Genomic DNA, 23248 nt, shown 5'->3' on the forward strand with positions numbered 1-23248 from the left:
TATACAAGCCACCTGCTATCCAATCCTTTTTATCAAGCATTCAATTCTTTTTAACAGGCATTCAATTCTTACTCGCCCAGATGCTTTTCCCTACTGCTGATCTTGCATGAAAATCAAGCTATGCTTTACAGATTAGTAATCTTATGCTGGTTCACGTTTTGCTGTTGTACCATTCAACTATATGCCCAAAGCGGGCAGCTAACAGTAATGCAGTTTAAACTAGAAAACGGACAACCGGCAGAAAATGCAAGCGTAATATTAAGTATGATTGAAAAAAAGGAGAACCGTAAGGCACTGCTTACCGATCAACTTGGTATTATTCGTATACCTGCTGATGGAATACGCTATCGCCTGTATGCTACATTTATGGGGATGGAAAGTGTTGTTGACACACTGATAGCTGATGTTAAAAAAGATACATTGCAGTATACTTTCCGGCAAAGCATTACCGAACTGGCTGAAGTACTGGTAAGCAGTAGAAAGAAACTACTGGAAGTAAAAGATGACCGGTTTATTTACAATGTAGGTGCCGATAGTATGGCTCGTTCAAAATCTTTATCACAGGTACTCAGCAATCTTCCCTTTGTAACCGTTGATGGTGCTGGTGAGGTACAGGTGGCAGGCCAAACAAGTTATAGAGTATTGATGAATGGTAAAGAAACCGCCTTGTTTGTAAGCAGTATTGCGCAGGCACTGCGTAGCTTTCCGGCTGAGATCGTTTCCCGCATCGAACTCATTACATCTCCTGCTGCCAGATACGATGCAGAAGGTATTACTGCCATTATAAATATTGTAACCAAAAAGTTCGGAGGTTATAAAGGTTTTCAAACACTTTATACCAGCAACTTAACCCACTTCAGTACCGGGCTCACACTAACGGGACGTACGGGCAAGCTGGGTATAACATTAAATGCAACATCAGATGGTACATGGAAACCGTTGACAGAATATAGAACCATCGTAACGACACCATTATCTGCATCGGTATACAAAGAGCGAACCCTCAATGTGGCAGATGCAGCTAAGAGACTAACGAATGCCGCCACTATGGAAGTAAATTTTGAAATGGACAGCCTGCATTCGGTAATTGGATATATAAGTACCGACAGAACATCTACTGACAACGGGCTGCAGCAAGATGTTATCACACAATTAGACGGAGGAACGTATGATAAAGGGTACATTACTGCAAATGGAAAAGACAGATCGCCGGGGCTTACTGCAGGGCTTGACTATAAACAGATAGCCAAAAAGAATCCGAAAAAGGAATTCTTATTTCGTTTTAACTGGCGCGGTAACAGCAACCAGATCAATACCACAAACGTTCAAAAATATCAGACATTCCATAAGTGGATGATTAATCAATCTGCAGCAAGGAATGATGAATATACTTTTCAATTGGATGCAATACCCCTGGCTTCTGATAAATATACGGTTGAAGCAGGTGTTAAAACCATTCTTCGCCGGGCTTCGGCTGACTATACAAGCCGCTTTACGTTTGATAAAGACAGTAATTACATCAAAGACTCAGCCAACAGCAATCGTTTTAACTATGAACAGCAGGTATATGCTGCATATGGTACTATTAGTGCCAAATTTGGAAAGAATAGTTTTCGTATAGGGTTGCGATTAGAACGTACAAATATTAAAGGCATGTTCAGCAACTTATCTGCTGCCGTGCAGGAAGATTATCTTTCGCTGATTCCTAATTTTTACTGGAGCAGGAAAACGGGTCAGAATAGTTCTGTTTCTTTGGCATACAACCTACAACTATTAAGGCCGTATATTACCAGTCTGAACCCTTTTGTGAATAATATAGACTCCTTTCATATCAGTTATGGCAATCCCGGATTGGGTCCTCAGCAAATTCATAAACTGGTAGCACAACTGCGGTATAATAAAGGCAACTTATTTTTTACAACAACTTTAATGGGTAGTTTTAGCAACAATCAAATACTCTCTTATCGTTTATTCAATGCTGCAACAGGTATTACGGCAGTTACTTTTGGAAACGCAGGAAAAGAGCAGTTGATTTCGCTGGGAGGTAGTATCAATTACCAGTTCTCTAAAAAATTCAAGGCAGGGCTATGGGGCGATATACGTTATGTTGATATACAGAACCGTTTACAAAAAGAGCAGCACAGTTATGGTTATTCAGGTATTGTAGGCAACTTTTTTTCCTGGGATGCAGGAAACCGTTTCAGCCTTAGCGGCAGCGGTGGTGTAGATGTGCGAAATGTATCCCTGTTAGGACGCAGGAGCCCTTATATTTTTTATCAGATAAATTCAGGTTATCATATCATTAAGAACAAATTATTTGCAACCATTAACTGGAACAATGTGCACAGCGATTATTTCACTTTACGCACCCATTTTCAAGACAATGCTGTACGAAGTGAGACTACAGCGAAGCGGTTGTACAGGGTTATATTTGTAGGATTTCAATATACCTTTGGAAAACTCCGTGAAGATGTAGGTAGAAAAAAAGGTATAGTAAATGATGACATTTTATGATCAGGAAATGCTAACAGCCAATAAAAAGAACATGAAACGCATCCGCTACTTTAGTGCCTGGAGTTTTGCGCTGATATTTACAATACTATATTCATCTCTTATCTTCTCTCTTTTTGCCACCATTCATCCAGAGGGAACACCTTCTACCTGGGCCAGTTTCTTCTTTTATGTGGCGGCCGGATTGGCAACATTTTCTTCCATCTATTTTTGCTACCGCCTCATTCGCAAAAGAGAAAGTGCCATGTCAATTGGCTGGTTTTATGGATTGTTGTTTGTGATGAGTTTGCTTCTGTTTCCATTTGTTTACGGATTGTATTATGGTGTTATTGTAAACCGTATGATTTATAGCGGTGGTGCCACTATCAGCTTCATACTAAATGAATCAAGAATAATGGTGGGGGTTTTTCATGTACCTATATGTTTTTCGATTATTGTTGGGTTATACAATGAAAAGGTTTTTCGGCTTAATCAGGATATCATCGAAAAAGAAAACATGCTTTCAGAAACCAGATTGGTACAATTGCAGCAGCAGGTAGATCCACATTTTTTATTCAATAATCTTAATATCCTGTCTGCATTAATCCAAAGTTCACCAGCTCAGGCTGAAATATTTTCGCAACGTCTATCCGAGCTTTATCGTTATCACCTTCGTTCTGGAAAGCAACCACTGGTAACACTGCTTGATGAATTACAATATATGCAGGATTATTTTTTTCTGCTCAGTTCACGTTTCGGCGATGCCTTTCGATTAGATCTACAAGAGGTGGAACCCTGTACAAAAGAGAAACTATATATCGTAACCGGCACTTTGCAGCTATTGCTTGAAAATGTAGTAAAACACAATGCGGTTTCTTTGTATCAGCCACTCATTATAAGAGTTAAGATCAGTAATGAAATGTTGGTGATGGAAAATGAAATTCGTTTCAGGGAGGCCATTTCTGAAGGCGTAGGGTTGAAGAATTTAGAACACCGGTATAAAATATTGTCTGGAAAAACAATAATCTATGAAAGCATAGAGGGTAGTTTCCGGGTTCAGGTACCATTAATCAAACAATTAAAACTCGATGAGGCATGAATGTAGTAATTGTTGAAGATGAATTACCAGCCGCCGAGCAAATGCGAAGGTTTGTAAAGGAATACGACGAATCAGTAACGATTAGCGGCATATACAGTACTTGTGCAGAGATCATTACAAATCTGGACGGAAACGATGGTATTGATGTTGTATTCTGCGATATTGAACTTCGTGATGGCAATGCACTCACTGCTCTGCAACAGACAGACCTTAAGACGGTGATTGTATTTACAACGGCCTATGATGAGTTTTGGAAGGAATCATTACAACATAATGGGATTGATTATTTACTAAAGCCCATCACAGCCCAAAAAGTACATCATGCGTTGGATAAAGTTATGACCCTGAAACGCATTTTTACCAAAGATAATGTACTACTCAAGCAACTGGCAGGATGGCTCCAGCAAAAACCAGATACTAATTACAGGAAACGTTTTGCTGTGAAAGTAGCCGGAGAGCTTTTTGTTATTGATGTAGCAGATGTTATTTTTTTTCGCATAACCAACGGCGTCATTTTTGCAGTGGCGGGCGACAGGAAAAAATATCCATTGATGGAAGAAACCCTTTCGGCATTGGAAGAACAATTAGATCCACAGCTATTTTTGAGGGTAAACCGATCAGATATTGTGAACATTCATTTCATCCGCTCAATCCGTATCAATGAAAGAAATGATTATACCATACTATTGAAAAATATGGAGGATAAACTAATCGTAAGCCAGTCTAGGATTGCCCAACTCAAAGAGTGGTTTAGTTAATATTAAAATGGTTTCGTTATACTTATCCTAACATTTACAACATAATTGCACTGTCATTAGTTCCTCGTAACAGAGTTCTATATATTTGATACCATGCTTAAGTAAATGTTCAACTTTGTTCTACTCAGAATCAATGGCTTACATACGCTGACTGGTAAGCGAAATTGTCCGGTCGTTTTAGTTTTAATAAATTCTTCGTCAGCATTTCAGCCTTACTTAATGTATAAACTTTATTCCTCCACAAGGAACCATCACTGTATCTGCACCGGCTGTAATTTTGTAGAATAGTTTTTTATCTTTCAATATGAGCCCTGCCCTAACGGGCCATTTAGTTTTATGAATAAAGACGGGCGTATAAAACCAATACGCTGTTTTCGATACAATCTTATTGCCAAGACTTTTTAATCGATTTGATTCACTCTTTAAAAGAGAGGGTACATCGGTGAGTCCGTAGTCGAATAGCTCCAATTTTTCTAATGTCATATTCGCTTTCGTAAATGCCACCATAAAGTGAGATTCTTTAGATGGAAAGAAGTTTATTTCAGGAAACTTAATATCCAGTTCTACAGTTGAGGGAGTTTCATTGCTTATGCTGGTCCAAAAAATAAAATACTGGTATTCTTTCCCTTTATGTTGCACAATACCTCCTCCTCTGGGCAAACTATTGGTAATGATGATTGCGTTTTTAGCAGAGGAGCTATACGTAACTTTAGTATCCACCCAATTCCGTTGCTGAACCGACTGTGCATCCGAATGCAAAGACATCAGTGTTAACAGACATACGGCAAAAAGGCTATACTTCGGGTAAAAAATCTGATCTGGCTTTTTCACAAACGAAAAGGGTTATACGCAACAAGTATAACCCTTTTCGTTTGATATCGTCTGTAAAGCAACACGCTCTTAAAAAAAGAAAGGGAATATTTATTCCTTATTCAGGTGTTTGCTTTTACCAATCCATCCCAGGTGGGTATGATCAAAACTATCAAAGTATTTAAGTCCATAGCCGGCCATTCTATCAAATGCGGAATGCGCAAGGAATACCAACCCTACTTTCATCAGTTCCGCTGACTGTATATAATAACCCATGATGAGCAAAGCAGCACAAACGCCCTGGTGGTGAAAAATATTATAGGCAATAGCACCCAGTTTTTTGGTAACGAGGTACAACACAAAAGAAAGATCAGGCACAAAAAACAAAGCCAGGTAAAAGCCCCAGCTACCCGGGTACAAATGAAAATACAGACCGGTAAATAATAAGAACAATCCGGCTGATTCGAGTTTGATTACCTGTTTCATACATGTATTTTGATCATTGAAATGATACCCAAACCTAAAACATTGGTGGTTAATTTCCGAGTGCCCCGGGATCAATTATTGCAACCTTTGCTGTTTGCCTGACCACACCAGGCTTTCCCCAACCATAGAAAATTTTGGTGCCCTGCAAAGGAAAGATAGCTCCAAATACGTTGAAAAATTATGTAGCTATGCATCATTCTGCTAAATTGTATGCATTAAACACTGAACATGAAAAAAGAAGTGCTTGTACTCACTGGCGCAGGACAAATAGGCATGGCCATTGCCAGACGAGTGGGACATGGGAAAAAGATTTTTGTAGCTGATTGGAAAATAGAGAATGCCCATAGAACCGCCAGCATGATGGCTGAAGCTGGATTTGACACTGTACCATTTGAGGTTGATATTTCCTCCAAACAATCCATACTTACTTTAATTGAATCTTCACTGAAAGAAGGCGAAATCGCTTTTTTCATTAATGCGGCCGGGGTTTCTCCCAGCCAGGCTTCTATTGAACAGATTATAGCAATCGATTTATACGGAACAGCCTTATTACTGGAAGCATTTGGTAAAGTAATCAAACAGGGCGGCGCCGGTGTAACCATTTCCAGTCAATCCGGACATAGAATGCCTGCTTTAACAGCTGAAGAAGATAGGTTATTGGCTACCCTGGCACCCGATGCTTTATTGAATTTGGATATGGTGAAACCAGAAAATATAAGAGATACACTACATGCTTATCAGATTGCCAAACGATGCAATGTAAAAAGAGTAATGGCAGAAGCTATTAAATGGGGCGAAAGGGGCGCAAGAATCAATTCCATATCGCCCGGCATTATTATGACGCCGCTTGCACTGGATGAAATGAACGGACCCCGTGGCGATTTTTATAAAAATATGTTTGCCAAATCGCCTGCCCGCAGACCCGGTACGGCAGATGAAGTGGCCACTGTTGCAGCATTATTACTTTCCGATAAAGGTTCTTTTATAACAGGAACAGATATTTTGATAGATGGTGGGGCAACTGCATCCTACTTTTATGGACCTCTTCAGCCTGCGCTTCACTAAAGAAAAAGCCCAACAGAAATATTGAACCTGCAGCCAACAACTGAACTTGCATCCAGACGATGCTGCCTGCATCCCGGCCTTTCGTCGGGGCCAGCGAACCCTCCGCATTTTCCGCACTCTTGAAAAACAAAACCTTTTTTATCGAAAGGTTCAACTTTAGTAACCGGATTCATTTCTTGAGTGTGTAGGTTTATTCCGATTTCTATAATTCCTAAAAAAGAAACAGATTATTCATAACTCAACTTTGAGTTAGCCTTATATAATCATTCTTTCCCAGAAATGAAAAGGGATCATACTATACGAGTATAACCCTTTGAACTTTATATCTGCTATGCTAATAGTCGAAAGATGCATCTAAAATTCGATGATTGAATATTTGCCTGTAAGGGATATGAAGTCTTAACTTTCCCTTGACTCATATTTTTGTTCCTGTGTCTGATTTATTTTAGTCATTTTAATGGTAACAAAAACTGAAATAACAATTGTCAGCATTCTTGGAAGGTTTAATAAAAGTCCACCCATTGCTGTTTTATCAGTACTAAATAAGTCCCAGTACAAGTTCATCAATGTATGCAATCCAATAGGTAACCATATATTGAATCTCCATTTACTAAAAAGCCAGGCAAACCAAACTGCACCTCCAAAAGTTACTGCAAAAACAACAAAGCTTTCAATAAAATTATGCGCTTGATATAGATGAGAGATTCCAAAAATTAGTCCATTGATTGCTACGGCTTTTATGAAACTTACTTTAACATGTCTAAAAAGTTGTCCAAATAAGAATGCTCTGTAAAAGATTTCTTCTCGAAAGCCGTCTTTGAAAGCGAAGGAAATATTCTTTATTAGTGGAAATTCATTGTTGTAATGTCCAAATAAAGAGTATCCAATTAGCATTGGCAGTGTAAAAATAAATGCCATTGAGACCCCCTTCAAAAAGCCATTATTCAATCCTAATTCGGAAAGCAGGGTTTGTGGTGTATGAAAAATAAAAAGTATAATTAATACTGGAACTAAATAATAAAGAATTTGTCCTGTTATACTCAAATAAAAATGTGGTGCTGCCTTGTCATTCCATAAAATTTGATTCACACTTTCGCTAAATAATTTAACGACCAAAACTGTTGCTATGACGATTATTCCCAAAACTTGTCTGTATTTCTCAATCATTTTATGGACCGGTTGATGTAATTAAGGAATATAAATTTAATACGTTAACCGTTGATGAAACGAAATTGAAAAATGAATAGCGTAATTTAATAAGATGCTGTTTCCCTAATTGACTGCTATATAAAGAAAAAGCTATCCTTTCTGGTGGCTTGTACAGTGTGGCTCCCAAAGCTGAATTTGCATGCAGACGATGCTGTCTGCATCCCGACCGTAGCGTCGGGGCCAGGTCATTGAGACGCTAAAGCTTATGGATAAACATGGCGCCTTGTTAAGGTGCTTAAAATGTTTTCTAATAGAAAACTTTTTACTATCTTTGTATCGTGTTTAATATCATCACCAGAAAAACCTTATTGGATTATTGCAGGAAATATCCGGCTGCCGCAACAGCTTTGCAGGAGTGGTATCATGAACTGGTGAATGCCGACTTTAAAAATTTTAACGAGTTAAAAAAAGTGTACGGAAATGCAAGCCTTGTTGCAGACGACAGGGTTGTCTTTAATATCATGGGGAATAAATACAGGTTGGTTGTAAGAATGGTATTTGATTTTAAGGCAATCCAGGTAAAATGGTTTGGAACGCATGCGGAATATGATAAGATAGATGTAAAAAAAATTCAGTTTAAAAAGAAATAAACATGGAACTTAAAATCATAAAAACAAAAAAGCAATACCAGGAATACCTTGATTGGGTAGACGAGCAATTTGATCATCGTATTAAACCTGGCAGTCCGGAAGGGGAGAAAGTTCAGGTAGCGCTTTTGCTGATCAAACAGTATGAGGATGTTCATTATCCTGTTCCCGTGCCCGATCCTATAGAAGTCATTAAGTTGAAAATGCAGGATCTGGGTTTGAAGAACAAAGATTTAGTCGGGAAAGTCGGCAGCAAAGGATATGTATCGGCATTGCTGAACAAACGTAAACCGCTCACACTGGAGCTGGCAAAGTTGTTTCACAGGGAGTTTAGTATTCCTGCGGAAGTATTGTTGGCATAACATGATTAGGGGTTCAGGAATCGGTAAGGGATAAAAATGGGTTTGAATCATTACATGACGAACCAATTCAAGATTAGAGGCTGACATTTTCTACCTCTTTTAAAATGTAAGGACCAATAAATTTACTGAGTGACTGAGGAGTTACAAGTTCTACTTTCCTACCAAATAGTTCTTCTAAGAAGAAAGACAAGTCCATAAAATTGTCGAATGTTTTTTTTCGGGTACAAAATCTACCAGCAAATCAACATCACTTGATTCTGTTGAAGTTCCTTTTGAGAATGAACCAAAAATACCCAAGCGATTTACTCCATAGGATTTTATCACTTCCCTATTTGTAGAGATAGCAGATAAAAGTTCTTGCTTACTATGAAGTTTCACCCGGCTCATTCTGATGATGAATTTACGTTTTTTACTGTATGCGTCAATTAACAACCAACAAAAAACCCTCCGCATTACTGCGGAGGGTTTTGCTCCCAAAGCTGGACTTGAACCAGCGACCCTCTGATTAATCAGCCTCAGGCGGAATGCTCTAACCAACTGTCTTATTTTGAGAACACCATAAAACAAAAAACCCTCCGCATTACTGCGGAGGGCTCTGCTCCCAAAGCTGGACTTGAACCAGCGACCCTCTGATTAATCCGCCTTAGGCGGAATGCTCTAACCAACTGAGCTATTTGGGATTATACCTGATATTCTCTTTTCAGCCTCTGATTAATCCGCCTCAGGCCGAATGCTCTAACCAACTATCTTATTTTGAGAACACCACAAAACAAAAAACCCTCCGCATTACTGCGGAGGGTTCTGCTCCCAAAGCTGGACTTGAACCAGCGACCCTCTGATTAACAGTCAGATTTTTTTGTAAGCAAAACCCTTAATTATCAATGTTTTATACTTAAAATACTACTTAAAAGAACTTTGATGACCCAAAATATGACCTTATAAATATTTTACAGGAAAATAATTTAAGATATACAAATAAAAAACATTTCTATTATCAAATACTATATAGGCCTCAGTATTTTTACTTCAAGCACTTAGTAAGTTAAAGTGATGTTTTGTGTGGCTTATCAATTGATGACTTTATTGTCCATGATGAATGACTTTAAAGCTACTGCAACAGCCTTCGCCAGTGGAACAGGAACTCCATTTCCTATCATCTTAAACTTTTTCGATAAAGGTAGAGCGGGTGGTAAAACATAAGAGTCCGGTACTCCTTGTATTCTTAAAGCCTCACGTACCGACAACCGCCTGTGTCTGTATGGGTGCAAGTGAACCTCATTATTCCCATAGCAAGCTGTAGGGCTATATTTAAAACGATGAAGGCGTTTGAATGACGGTCTATTTGTTTCACCTTCATTGATTTGGTCAAGTACTTTGTACTCCACATACAAATTAAAGAACTCATTTGCGTTCGCAATTGAATTTATTTCTTTTTGTGTGACTAAACAACTTTCAACACACAATTCGATTGGTAAATCTTTGGGCTTGGTTAAACTTTTTCCAAAAGGAGCTTGTGATGCCCACTTGTATTTTGTTGCAGCATCTTTATACTTATCGTCAACTGGGAAGGGGAACCATTTACCTATTGGATTATGAGTTAAGTTTTTTGAGTCAATTTCTGTTTTCTTAATACCAATAAAAAAAATTCTCTCTCTGTATTGAGGAACGCCAAATTCTAAAGCATTTAATTTTTCATAATCAATGAAATATTCCTTCTCAACTCTTTTTAAATGTGCCTTTAAAAATTCTTTAGTTTCATGTCGTTTTGTTAAACCAGTTACATTCTCCATTACAAAGAATGATGGCTTCAATTCTAAAATTTTATCAAAGAATAATATTGTGAGTTTGCCTCGATCCCCTTCAAAACCTTTACGACTTCCATTCATACTAAAGTCCTGACAAGGTGGTCCGCCTATTATACCAAAGTGTTTAGGCCTTCCATCAGGAAACGCTTCCCTTAAAATTTCACTTGAAGAAATTTCCTCTATGGATTTTGTATTAAAAATTTCCGCTTTAATTTTATTACCCCTTGATTTTCTCCATGAACTAATTCCAGCAGCATGAAGTTTTGCAAAAACCACATCAACCTCATTAGTCCAAACAATTTCAAAACCTGCTTGTTCAAAACCCATATCTAAAAAACCACCACCGGAATAGAAGGATAGTATTGGCAACTTCTGTACGTGATATTTATTCATAAACTACTGTAAAGCTACTAGCAGTAGCATTTAATGATTGCTTTGTTTTTTTTAAATTATATAGTATTATAATTTTACCAATTAAAGATTCAAAATTCTCTTTTTTCTCTAACGGTAACCCATTTATTAAAATCAACTTATCTTGAGTCTTCAATTCTAACCCAATTGTTTCGTTGCTAAACTGATTGATTTTTTCGACTCTTCCAAATAGGTCATTTACAGCCTCAAAGTTTACAGTCAACCATTTGGAATAAGAGCTACATGCGGGTCTATAAGAGCAATACTTGCAATTCTCAATAGTAGGATTTACAATAGCAGCCATATCATTATTTGAGATATGAAAGTTTATAGTAGAAAGTAATTCTAGTGCTTCCAAGTAAATTTTTTCACATTCTGAATTTTCAAATTCCACTTTAATGAAATCATTTCGAAGAGTTACTATGAAAAGAGATTTAGGATATTTTTTTGTCATTAAAAAATATAAATGCGCATATAGTTTGAGTTGAATTTCATATTCTATTTTGATCGTTTGTTCTGTTATACCACTTTCATCAATTGCATCAGAAAATACTTTTCCAGTTTTGAAATCTAAAATTGTTGTACCTGAATCATTTTCAATTATCAAGTCTACAATACCAGTCACGGTTTTATCTGAATTTTCTAACCTCTTTTCAGGAAAAAAATTAGTTGAAGATGGTTGTATTGTATTCTTCAATCTATCTCGCTTTTTCAGTAAGATATTTTTAACTTGATTTTTCTTAAACGCAAAATCATTTACAAAATACTTCAAAGGAGTTATACCCACTAAACCATTTTCTTTCAATTCATCTTCTTTTTTTTTGATTAAGTCACTCCAGTTTTTTAAGAATGACTGTTCATCAATTATAACATCTTTTGATATCAGTTCTATCATTTTATGAAGTACAGAGCCAAAATGTGCATTTGCATTTATAGGCAATAAAGATTGATATCCGAATGAATTAGCTAAAACTAATTTATAAGGACAACTTATAGCTGAATAATATTGGCTTGGCGAAATCCGATTCACCATTTTTATTTTATGATCGCTTAACTTCTTAATCATTTATTCATAATTTTTTCAAAGCACCAACCTATTCTTCTTTGAAGATTAAAGGTATCTAAGCATTCAAAATCATCCTCTACATTTCCTCCTTTACTAAGAATGTATTCGTGTGCTTCAATAATCCTATTTGTGTACCAAGCATCTTCTTCGGGTTTTTCTAATTTCCAAAATGGATGAACAATTAATATAATTTTTCTTCTACCATTTCTTGCTGAGCCATATTTGATTGCGGGTAATCCATCAAAGTCAATCATATAATCGTCTTTTGTACTCCCTTCTTTGACAAAAAAGCTTTCAACAAACTGATCTCTCAATGTTGTAGCAAATGTTTTCCAATGTTTTAGTTCTACCTCTTCAAATTTTCCATCTGCGCCGGACTTATAATTACTATCTCTAAATATTCTTAAAATACCTAAACCTAAACGCCAGTCCAAAAGACTATGCCAATTCATATTACGATATACCTTCAGGCAGTCGTAACAAGCATCATTGCATCTACTTTGATGCTCATCCGAATGAATTCGTGTTATGTATGTATCTAGTGATATTGGATGTAAGGCTTCATCAAGGATCGATTCAAACTCTTCGTAAAGTTTTCTAACAAACCCTGATCCGTTTGGCAGCTCATCTGTTAAAATAATTTCAGCAACGTTTTTCTTTACAATATCATGAATTTCTCTTTTTGTTATGTCGGCGATTTCAATTTCTGTTGGGTCGACATCAAGTGTATCTGCCAAAACCCTTTGAAGTAAAAATGCACTTGAATAAAAACCTGCTCTTACTCCTAAACTCTGTCTCTCAAAATAATTTGGTTTGTCTTTCAGACTGAACATATCTAAATGCAACTCTGGGGGTACTGAAGTAGGATATAATTTTAAAATTTCAGTCTTCTTATTGATTGCAAGTGCTAAAGGATGTTCTTGAATTTTATTTATGAACTCAATACTGTACCCATTCTCATTTATAAAAGGATTATTTGTACCGATAGCAGTTGGAACAAAAGCATCTTGTATCCATTGGTTGCGGAAAATCGAGTTCTTACGAGTCTCAGGATTATAATTTCGTATTTCATAATAACTACCTGAATAAAATTTGTCCCCATTTGTATTTATTCTCCAAGTTACATCCTTATCAGAAATTATAAGTTTTGCATTACCAACATTTTTATCAAGTCTATTTGCATCATCTTCTGTTGAACGGTCAGCATAAATAGGTGGGCGATTTGTTACAAAGTCAGCCTCATCTTTATTGTCAGCTCCCAAAAGAAAATTTCCTCTGTATGCTTTAGGTGACTTAATTCTAAACTTTCCATATGTATAGGTATCAAAGTTTCCGCAACTTGGGCATTGCAAGTTCGTTGGTTCTTCATCTTCATTAAATGATTTATTATACCCGCATTGTTTGCACCTTTCCATCCATCTACTTAAATAGAAAGGAGAATTACCTGTCAAGCTATCTATCCTATTAGTTAAAATATCTCTACCGCCATCATTTAATTTTACAATATCTGAAGTAAAACCAATAGACTGATAAATAGCTTTGTCTTTTGTTTTCTGTGCACCTGGGGCAAATTCATAAACTGCCATAGCTTGCCCTCTGTCAATTTTTAAAGTTTCATAATTTGGCGCTGTGCCGTGATAAAAATATTTTACGTCAGTTGGCATACCAAACATTGGAAGTATCCCGCCTTCAGCAAATTTTTGTGAAATATCATCAGTCGGAATTTCCGCATTCATTATTACACTTTCAAGTTTTGAAATAAACCCATCTATTGAAAGTACATCAGTAAAATAGGCTTGGAAACGCTCTTTCAAAGAGCTTATTTGATATGGTGTAATGCAATCAATAACTAGCTTAATCGCATCATTGTTAGTATTAATCCAATTTGTAATTTGCTCTTTGTATCTGTCCCAATTTTGGGTCTTTCCAAACACTCCGTGAATACTTGATTTACTTTCATCAAAGTTCTCATTCACGTTAATTGTCAAATATGCTTGTCGCAAAATCTCTTTTGAAAGTAGCCTCAAACAAATTCGTTCTTGCTTCATCGTTAGAAACGGTGTTGGTGGAGCATCACCGGTAATCTTTTGTGGATTAGAAAAATAAAATTCATCATGACTTCTACCTCTGCAAAACGTAAGGATTACCGAATATGCTTGTCCACGCCGTCCTGCACGTCCAACTCTTTGTTGATAATTAAATCTTTGAGGAGGCATATTAGCCAACATAACTGCCTGCAATGCTCCAATATCAACTCCAACTTCTAACGTTGTAGTTACGCTTAATAAGTCAATTTGTTTTACAAGTGGGCTTCCCTCTGTTTTTAAAATAACATTTCGAAAGTGTCGCTGTCTTTGAAACTGATTATCGGTTTGGCCAGTTAGTTCTTCGCAATGAATTCTTATTGGCTCTCTATTTTGAATCATTGCAGAATGAGATAAATAATTTTCTTCCCAAATTTTTTCGCAAGTTGTTTTATTGCTTGGGTTAAGCAGTGACTTTGTCTGCGTACAAACACCACCTGAAAAATGAAGATGTGCTCTTCTGCTTCTGCTGCTTAACCAAACTTCATCAGATGCAATTGATGCTTTGATAAACAGATCTTCAAACTGCAACCCTGTATTTCCACTTAACAAATTTATTTCTGTTAACAATTCAAAAATATTTTGACCTAAAAGTGTATCCGAAATAGAGAGTCGGTCTGCGACATTATAAATATACCCTTTACATAAGCTTGGAAAATTATTGTACGATATGATATCAAAAGGAAAATTGTCTTCGTCAACTTGATTGTGAGTATATTTATCCCCTAAGATTCTGATAGTAGAATTTACAATTTCCAAAAACACATTTGGAGCTAATCCAACTGTAGCTGCATATTTTGTAAGAGCAGGTGTGTCTGGATTAATTGTAAGATAACCTAATGCCGAACTTTCAAAAGAGTAAAACAAAGAGGCAAAAAACATATTTGCCATTTTTCGAAGTGTCCCTTTTTTTATTTCTTTTATAAATTCATCATCAACACCCTCAATCCACTGTTGTGGGTTCTCAAATTGAATTACTTTATACCATGGAATTTTGGTGTCGGGAGTTGATTGTAATCTAATGTCATTGCCACCCGGATTGATTCCTAATTCGGCAATTCGCTTGACTAATGGGGCTAAATTCAAATTATTCGTATAGTCAACTAAATCCCTAACCTTAATAATTCTCGTTTCAATTTCTTGCATTTTTCTCAATGCAAATTTCTTATCACTGATTGCTTGGGGAGTTGTCCTATGGGTATTAGCATTATACCAAATATCATCAACTTCATCAACAAGTTCATGATGTGTTTTTCTAAATTCTGAAACTTTTTCAATATTATCTTGTTTAAATGCTTTTAGTATTTCAAGTTTAATTATTAGTCGGCTATTCAATTCCCGAATCAAAAGTTCTCTCAGTAAATCCAAGAAATGATTTCTTTCAATGCCATTTGCAACTTGTGCTGAATCTTCTCTGCTATCTGAAAAAACAACCAATTTTCTTTCATCCTGTTTGCTTGGCAATTGATACATTAATTCTTTTGCGAACATTTGACTTGACTTTGCGAAACCCGTTCTAAAACCTCTGATAGATGAAATTTTATTCTTGTTTGACCCTTGTGTATGCTTACTGTTGTTTACTCCACAAGCAGGGCAAACACAAGGAGTTGCTTTATGAGTATCAGCTACTGAAGTGTTAAGTGCAATATCTATACGAGGCGAATCTTTGTGTGCGATTTTAAAATAATATCCTCTTCGCCAATTATTAGGTTCTTGCTCTGCCTTTTCATATGTTTCTTTTATATCCCCAGAATAAATATTTATTGAAGCCCTCTCCCAAGTTGAGATATAATCCTTTTGGTTAATAGAATTATTAATCGTTGTCTGCCGCCAATATCCATTTGGTCTTTCGTGTGGTTCAAAATCTTGATTACCTTTCACCCAAAAAACTGCATATTCTTGATATGTCCTCTTTTCTAAAAGTTTGTGTGGCGTTTTCTCTGGAATACCTTCAATATTAGGACTAAGTGGAAGCAGTTCAAAAAAGCTACCCGTATCATCTGATGCCTTTAATCGGCTTCCTCCGAATAACGTTGTTCCACAATTATCGCAATAGAGTAATTCTAATACCCTATAACCCTTCTCTGATTTTATTTGGGCTTGTGAGTATAGTTTACCAACTGTTCTTTCTTCATCCTTAAAATTATCTTCTATATCATTTGCATTTAGCGAACCCCATAATCCTTCAATATTACGAAAGAAATAGTGAAACCTAAGTCGTGGCAATTTTGATTCATTATTTTCAGATTCAATTTTTCTGAATTCCGGCAAGTCATACATAGAACGGAGAATAAGTAACCCGCTTAATGCTTTTCGCAAATCATTATTTGAAGCACTGTCCCCAAATAGTTTTTCAGTTAAGATATCCTTGCCTTCAATATCCCCGTTGGCTCTTAGAGAACATACAGCCCTCTCATTTCCATCAATCGTACAAGCATTATAAAGACGTTCTCTTAATTCTAATTTTTTATTGAGTAAAACTTTTAAAACTAATCGTCTTGGCTCGTCTTCTATTAAAGTAATATTAGCAAACAATTTTAACTCATTAGCTGTTAGCAAACATTGGTTAATAAATTCATCTGAATCTACATTACCATTGTTTGCATAAAATGATTCACTTATTTTTTTGAAAGGATCAGTAGGAAGGTGTATTACTCCACTTGATAAAGGATGTACTGGATTGTTTTCTCCTTTGATAATCGAAAAGGAGCTTTTTGCATCAGAAACACCAAAAAAGTCTTGTATAAAATCTATACTCTTACTATCATTTGCATCAAGAGAAGCTGAAGATGCGAGTATTTTCAATTGAGAATGATTGGGATGTAACCCTAACCTATTCAAAATAAGTTTTAAAAGATACGCTACCTCTGTTCCTTGTGTACCTCTGTATAGGTGGAGCTCGTCAATGATTAAATGAAATACTCTGTTCTCTTTTTCTTTCTCTTTTTCTATTGCTGAGAGGTCTTTTGAATATTCATCATCACAGTTTAGCCATGCTTTTGTTTTATCAAAAATACCGCTATCAATATCTCTCATAAGCATGATACTCAACATCGAGTAATTGGTAATCATAATGTCAGGTGGTGCAACTTGCATGTCAAATCGTGTTCGCATTTCTGCACCATCTAACCTAGGATAAAATGCGATCAAGTTTTCCGGTGTATCACTTAATCCATCGGATATATTTTTATTTTCTTCGATATGCTGTTTAATATCATTAGCTGCCTTTTCAAGTGAAGCTAACTCTTTACGTAGTTCTTCAACTTTATACTTGTTTATTATTTTTGTTCCGCTTTCATTAAAAGAGAAAAGTTCTCCTGATGAAGGTGTACTACCGGTGTACCTTCCAAAATAAATAGAGTTATTATTCGCGTTATTTTTCAACCATGTTCTTGTCTTATCCGAATCAAGTGATTTTCTCAGTCGAGTAAGCTGGTCTTCGACTAATGCATTCATTGGATAAAGAATAAGTGCTCTTACAGCTTGCGGTCTTCCATCATCAGGCCTTTGTCTTACTTCTGAACTTAATTCAAAATTTTTAACTATATCCTTATCTGCTAAATCAGAATTGTTCCACCAGCAATTTGTATTAGTCCCTTTTGATTTCCCCCATTTTGAAAGCTCTTTTGAAATTTGTGCAAACAGTGGTAATAAAAAAGACTCTGTTTTACCCGAACCTGTTCCTGATGTTATGATACAATGCTTATTATTCATTGCTTGTTTGAGCATGTTAGCTTGATGTGCATACATAGGGAAAGCGTCGGAAAATAACCCTGTCTTAACTAATGACTTGAATGTTTCCAACTCAACATCATCCATATTAGGAACGTCTGCTTTTGTAAGTTGTGTGATTGTAATGCCACTTGATTTGTAATCTGGTAATGGCTCTATCCAGGGTTCTCTATACAAAACCCTATCGGTGTTTAACTTGACTCTTCTCTCTGCATTTACAGAAGCAAATTTTGTATTAAATGCTGTTTCAACATAGCGTATGTAATTGTCTTTTATTGTGTCAAATGCTTTAATTGGATCTTTCATAGCTTACCAGTCACTTTTGAATTGAATATTTTGGTTGAATTTCTTAAACAAATTTTCAGCAAATATTTTAGGAACATTTTGATAGAATTGATAAATTAAATTACTACCGTCAATATTTATATTTTTATAATAAGGTGCTTCTCCACTAAGCAACATAATTGATTCAGCAATAAGTCGTGGAAGTTGAATATACTTTGGTATTGCCAACTCTTCAGTGTTTATATTATAGTAGATTATATTTTTATTCTTTTCAGATAGTATTAAAAACTTTCCCCAATTCCTGTCTACTTCATATGATTTCCCATCGAGCCAAAGAATATGTGTGTATTGATATCTTACGTAATACTCTTGCAACGAAAGATTTTTATCAATTTCCGTTGTATCTTTTACAAACTTTAATTGGTTAATATCAAATACCTTTCTTGCCCATTCATAGTTCGGTTTTTCTATAAATTTATTTGCTAAAATATTTTTCTTATAGCCTTCTATTGTTTCACTAAAGTCTTGTAACCCAAATTGTATAATTTGCGGTTGTGGAATTGGCTTCTCGGTAATTCTAAACTCTATATTCAAATCACCAGCAATCCTTTGTAGTTTTTTCCAAGCATAAGTGCAGTTATTACAATTTGCTGGAGTGAGTCGAATTAAATCGGGTAGATAATAAATTTCAAGTTGCTTATTCTGAGGAATAATTTCAAGATTCACTTCATGAATATTGCAAATTTCTTGTAGATTTTCAATAAATGATTTAGAATGACCTCCAATAAGAATTGCTTTCAGAGAATACTTTGAAGGAATAATTACGAACTGCGGTTTATTAATCGTAATCTTATCTAGAAAGTAATCATAATCTAGATAACCCAAGTAATCATAAAAACTAATTGCTGTTTGTTTTATGTACTTTGGACTTTGTTGAAACTTTGATAACCCCCAAAAATTTTCAATATTCTCGATTGAATCAATTATGTCCGAGAACTCTTGAAACTTCAAATTCCTTTTCATAGTTAGAATTTGGAGAATTAGATTTCCCTTATGAAGTTCAAATTGATTATTATTTATAAAAAATTGACTTGATACGTAAGAGTTCGAAAAAAATGGCATCGAGCAGGATGCTTGTCGTTTCCATTCATTGTATGTAGTATTACTTCCAGTAACATAAAATTCATCAGAACTATCGCTAATTTCACCGAAACAGTTTCGCTTAGTCAAATTTTCATTAACAATATCAAGCGGGTTAAAGTCAATATCAATAATCTGATATGGCAATTCAGAATTAACAATGTTTTCGTTTTCAATTTTGACTAAAAAATTCTGATTACAAATAACACTATCTGGAATAATAAATTCTTCAGGAATAACTGAATTTTGGCAAAGCGATATTCTCTGATTTGTGTCAGAGTATTCTAAAAAAACATTTTCAGTTCCATCTGCACCATCAATGTAAATTTTTGGAAGTAAATTTTTCAGATAACCCCTATTTTTAATTCTGATACCCCCGCGAAATTCTAATTTCTTTTTTGTCGTTATTCTTAAAATTTCTTCGGTGGGATGTGAATGCGGCGGGTTTTTAAATTTAAAAAGATTAAAACCAGTAGGAACTTTATCAAAGTCAATATAATTAAAGTCACCTTTTTTAAAATTTGATCCCCACTCTTCAATACTTTGTTTTTTTGAATCGGAACAAAGCAGATACATCTGTGACCGTTTGCTAATTTTATCAGTTTCAATAAAATTATCTGCTGGCAAACCGAAATATAAGCCTGATGTATAAATTATAATTTCATTTTTTGTTGTACTTGCCTTCCACTTATTCTGATCATCTTTTAGATTTAAACTTTGATTAAATTTAATGGCTAGAGGTTTTGAATATCCATTTCCAGAATTAAGAACCTCATTTCCGTCTAAATGTAACTCATCGGGAAAATCGTATGGAGAAAACAAATAATAAAAATGATTAAAAGATTCATCTGCTTTATTTAAATTAAATGCTGAAAGGAGTGTTGCATAAACCCATCCTGATTTTGGAGTTGAAATTTTATCGTCTTCATCATATTCAATAACATCCCCTTTCCAATTTATATACTCACGCTTTACAATATCAATAATTACTTTTCTTAAAGGGTTTTCTTCATCTGCTACGATAGAAATTATTCTTGGACTAAAACCTGCTTGTGATACACCATAAAGTGTAATGATTCTTTGGAATTGTTTTTCGGGAATGATAGAGTTTGGAGCTATATCTGATTTCCAGAAAATATTTGGAATATCTCGAATATTTTTAGGGGTAAGTAAGCATTGTGAAAACGCCTTGTTTACATAAACCCAATTATGATTTCCTAAACGTCTCTCAGTAAAGTATCCCAAATCAGTTTTATAATGTTCTTTGCTCCATTTCTCTAGATTATTCCAAACCCAATCAATTTCTTGAATTGTTCCGATTCGCTTATTTGTAATTCCATTTTTCTGTAAGAAATTGTTGAGGGGCGGGAAAAAAGAGTTTGCTCTAAACTCATTAACATTATCAGTTAAGGGAATAATTAGGATAATTAAGTAAGCAAGATAAAAAGGATAAACAATCTTATTATCAGGGTGGTAGATTGATATTGAGTCAATTTTTAAATCTTCATTTTTATTTAATTCAAAAACAATTCTTTCAAACGATTTCCATTTATTAGCTACAACTAAAAATTTATCAATGAAATGTATCTTTGAAGATGTTTCTGGAAAATCGCCCTTAATTGCTTTGCAGAAGTCTGCCCAACTTTCTTTTTCTGTTGCAATATTGAATTTAATTATTCCTAATTCAGAAATTTCTTTTTGAGTAACATATAAAAGAACCTCCCTATTCGCCATGTTTTGATTGAAGAGGTATTCTCCGATTATATGATTCCATTGAAGATATTTCATTATAATAACTGCTTTAAAGGACTCTTTTAGTAGAGCTAATATATTGGCGCTTACTTTAGCAATAAAAGCAAATGCTACGTAGCAATCTGATTTCTTTTTTTGTGGTGATAGTGAATTTATTTTTCATTTTAATGTATTATATCAAGAAGCGTTTACTTGAAATGCTCCTAATTTGAATAATTTATATTTGCCCATTTAAGAGTCAAAATTTATTCTAAGGTGTTATTATCCTTGAAACTATAGATTTAGTGCTAATAGTATCGGTATTATGACCGCTAACGTTAAAGCCTTTGCGAAGGTTAGGGGGATTTACTCTGTCGCAAGCTTTTCGAAACTTTTCTTTATAAATCTAATATACTGAAGTTAGCTCATAAATCAAACACTAATTACTTAGCAAACAAAAAAACATTACTTAATTGAATTAAAAAATCAATTAAGTAATTCAATACTACTCCGAAAACCTGAAATCAGATTTTAAGAACAAAAAATTAAGTACGTGTATAAAGATTGGCGTAAACATAAACTCAATGGATTGTTTAATTCCTCTGTAAGATACTCTAGACTATATACTCGATATCTTCTCTTTAAGGATTTGATTCGTCCCCCATATTATCAAAAGAGGGATATGATCCGAATCGACCATTCTCTCTAAACTGATGAAATCCATACGATCCGTCTAATAGTTTTTCATTGTTTTTTTCATTATTACTTTTAATATATACCCTCTCCGAATCTTTTGTTTTTTTGATTTCGTCCCTTTTATACTTATGTTTTGGCGGCTTACATCTTTTCTTATGTCTTTTCAAGTTCTTCTTTAAGACTGGTGATTCACAATCATTACAAATCGTCATTTCTCTGTCATTCTGATTAATTTGATTACTTGATTGCGATTTTCTTTTCGTATCTAACTTGGATGAAATTATCGGTTTTTGATATGGCTCTTTTCTTATTGAAGCTTTTTTCGGAGAACTAATTACTCTCTTTATACTTGTCCAAATATTTGTGTTGTACAAATGACTTGTAGGCTCAATTTTAGGCTTTAATTGTTCCCATTCTTCGTTAGTTATCTCCTCAGCTTCTATTATTTTATTTAGAATAGTAACTAATCGTTTTTTTTCTGGTGTAGGTATTGGAACTCCTTGATTTTCTTTTAACCATACTACAAGTTGATCAACATGCTCAATGAGTTTTTTTATAGCAAGTATCATAAAGAAATAAGTTATTTTCCATAAAGAGGTTTATAAGCAGTTTCGATTGATTCTTTGAATATACGTATATGAAAATAAATTTATTTAAATTTAACCGAAGTGTCATTGATATTGCATATTTTTCTGATAAAAAAGTTTCATAGTACTTCTCAATATCAGAGTATATCATTCTCAAAACTAAAAAACTCTCTCCCGAAAGGTGAAATAATCAAATGATCTAATAGTTTCATATCCATTAGTTTAGCAGCTTCTCGTAAACGACTCGTAAGGTCTATATCAGCTTGTGAAGGCTTAAGATTTCCACTTGGATGGTTATGTGCAATGATGAAAGCACTCGAAGCAGTATTTAAAGCAATAGTGAACACGATTTTGATATCGGCAATAGTAAACTTTGTTCCTCCTTCTGACAATCCATAAACTCCAATTACTCTTCCTAAACTGTTTAGGTACATTATTACCAGTTGCTCTTTATATGCGATGGTATCAGGATTAAAATACTTTCTCATAATAGTATAAGCATCTAAAGCAGTTTTAATGATCGGTTTATCAGAAATAGCAGGTTTGTATGAGATTTGAATCTCAGCAACCACGGAATTATTTAGGTCTTTCATATTAAAAGTTGATTTGAATAATGAAATAATAATGAGGTAAAATCTTACCATTAACCAGATAGGCAAGCACATATACCGGCAGATAAGAACAAACGGCTTCTACATACACAGTAGTTCCTTTGGGGATTGTCTCTGTATCATGTATGCATAGCACTCTAAAGGGAGTGTAAAGGACTTTTAATTCTCCTTTTTCATTGACAAGATATAAGCACCCATAACTTGGGTAACGCAAGCTGAATGATTCACTCATAG

General features: G+C 35.0%; 16 protein-coding genes and 1 tRNA gene. 6 read left to right on the forward strand and 11 right to left on the reverse strand.

Annotated elements, in window-relative coordinates; all coding sequences use genetic code 11:
• Positions 1-120: 120 nt before the first annotated feature.
• From BC659_RS06410 to BC659_RS06420, 3 genes are read left to right on the forward strand one after another with little or no spacing between them, the layout of a single operon-like run.
• A complete protein-coding gene (locus BC659_RS06410) occupies positions 121-2514 on the forward strand; it encodes an outer membrane beta-barrel protein (protein WP_133473842.1) in 2394 nt (797 codons plus the stop codon).
• Positions 2498-3589 (forward strand): sensor histidine kinase, encoded by a 1092-nt coding sequence (locus BC659_RS06415; RefSeq protein ID WP_133473843.1) that lies wholly within the window; start codon positions 2498-2500, stop codon positions 3587-3589. The genes BC659_RS06410 and BC659_RS06415 overlap by 17 nt, the downstream gene beginning before the upstream one ends.
• On the forward strand, positions 3586-4347 hold the full coding sequence (locus tag BC659_RS06420; protein WP_133473844.1) for a LytR/AlgR family response regulator transcription factor: 762 nt from the start codon (positions 3586-3588) through the stop codon (positions 4345-4347). Before BC659_RS06415 ends, BC659_RS06420 begins: the two co-directional genes overlap by 4 nt.
• Positions 4348-4563: 216 nt before the next feature.
• Here the strand turns inward: BC659_RS06420 and BC659_RS06425 are convergent, their stop codons facing one another.
• The gene (locus BC659_RS06425; RefSeq protein ID WP_133473845.1) at positions 4564-5178 is read right to left on the reverse strand and encodes a hypothetical protein; all 615 of its coding nucleotides are present in this window, start codon (positions 5176-5178) and stop codon (positions 4564-4566) included.
• A gap of 90 nt (positions 5179-5268) precedes the next feature.
• Positions 5269-5643, reverse strand: coding sequence for a DUF4260 domain-containing protein (locus BC659_RS06430; RefSeq protein ID WP_133473846.1), 375 nt, complete (start codon positions 5641-5643; stop codon positions 5269-5271).
• Between the two features lie 228 nt (positions 5644-5871).
• Between BC659_RS06430 and BC659_RS06435 the strand changes: the two genes are divergently transcribed.
• Positions 5872-6708 carry an SDR family oxidoreductase gene (locus tag BC659_RS06435; RefSeq protein WP_133473847.1) on the forward strand — a complete coding sequence of 279 codons (837 nt, stop codon included), beginning with the start codon at positions 5872-5874 and terminating at the stop codon, positions 6706-6708.
• A 399-nt stretch (positions 6709-7107) separates the two neighbouring features.
• Here the strand turns inward: BC659_RS06435 and BC659_RS06440 are convergent, their stop codons facing one another.
• Entirely contained in the window at positions 7108-7875 is a 768-nt protein-coding gene (locus tag BC659_RS06440; protein ID WP_133473848.1) for a CPBP family intramembrane glutamic endopeptidase, read from the reverse strand.
• 320 nt (positions 7876-8195) lie between these two features.
• Between BC659_RS06440 and BC659_RS06445 the strand changes: the two genes are divergently transcribed.
• Together BC659_RS06445 and BC659_RS06450 are read left to right on the forward strand one after the other, a co-directional pair.
• On the forward strand, positions 8196-8507 hold the full coding sequence (locus BC659_RS06445; protein ID WP_133473849.1) for a type II toxin-antitoxin system HigB family toxin: 312 nt from the start codon (positions 8196-8198) through the stop codon (positions 8505-8507).
• Between the two features lie 2 nt (positions 8508-8509).
• On the forward strand, positions 8510-8866 hold the full coding sequence (locus tag BC659_RS06450; protein WP_133473850.1) for a helix-turn-helix domain-containing protein: 357 nt from the start codon (positions 8510-8512) through the stop codon (positions 8864-8866).
• Positions 8867-9040: 174 nt separating this feature from the next.
• Here BC659_RS06450 and BC659_RS16940 read toward each other — a convergent pair whose 3' ends face one another.
• The 8 genes from BC659_RS16940 to BC659_RS06490 form a co-directional block, all read right to left on the reverse strand.
• Positions 9041-9403: a nucleotidyltransferase family protein gene (locus BC659_RS16940; protein ID WP_211340710.1), complete on the reverse strand. Its 363-nt coding sequence runs from the start codon at positions 9401-9403 to the stop codon at positions 9041-9043.
• Between the two features lie 61 nt (positions 9404-9464).
• A tRNA-OTHER gene (locus BC659_RS06460) sits at positions 9465-9546 on the reverse strand.
• Positions 9547-9933: 387 nt separating this feature from the next.
• Positions 9934-11064, reverse strand: a complete 1131-nt coding sequence (locus BC659_RS06465) for a DNA cytosine methyltransferase (RefSeq protein ID WP_133473851.1) — start codon at positions 11062-11064, stop codon at positions 9934-9936.
• Complete coding sequence (locus BC659_RS06470) at positions 11057-12148, reverse strand: PD-(D/E)XK nuclease family protein (RefSeq protein WP_133473852.1); 1092 nt, start codon at positions 12146-12148, stop codon at positions 11057-11059. The genes BC659_RS06465 and BC659_RS06470 overlap by 8 nt, the downstream gene beginning before the upstream one ends.
• Complete coding sequence (locus BC659_RS06475) at positions 12145-18270, reverse strand: DEAD/DEAH box helicase (protein ID WP_133473853.1); 6126 nt, start codon at positions 18268-18270, stop codon at positions 12145-12147. The genes BC659_RS06470 and BC659_RS06475 overlap by 4 nt, the downstream gene beginning before the upstream one ends.
• A 3-nt stretch (positions 18271-18273) precedes the next feature.
• Complete coding sequence (locus BC659_RS06480; protein WP_133473854.1) at positions 18274-21177, reverse strand: hypothetical protein; 2904 nt, start codon at positions 21175-21177, stop codon at positions 18274-18276.
• Positions 21178-21761: 584 nt separating this feature from the next.
• A complete protein-coding gene (locus tag BC659_RS06485) occupies positions 21762-22385 on the reverse strand; it encodes a hypothetical protein (RefSeq protein WP_133473855.1) in 624 nt (207 codons plus the stop codon).
• 155 nt (positions 22386-22540) lie between these two features.
• Positions 22541-22996 carry a JAB domain-containing protein gene (locus BC659_RS06490; RefSeq protein WP_162847364.1) on the reverse strand — a complete coding sequence of 152 codons (456 nt, stop codon included), beginning with the start codon at positions 22994-22996 and terminating at the stop codon, positions 22541-22543.
• Between the last annotated feature and the right edge of the window lie 252 nt (positions 22997-23248).

It is taken from the genome of Sediminibacterium goheungense (genome assembly GCF_004361915.1).
Classification (GTDB): Bacteria; Bacteroidota; Bacteroidia; order Chitinophagales; family Chitinophagaceae; genus Sediminibacterium; species Sediminibacterium goheungense.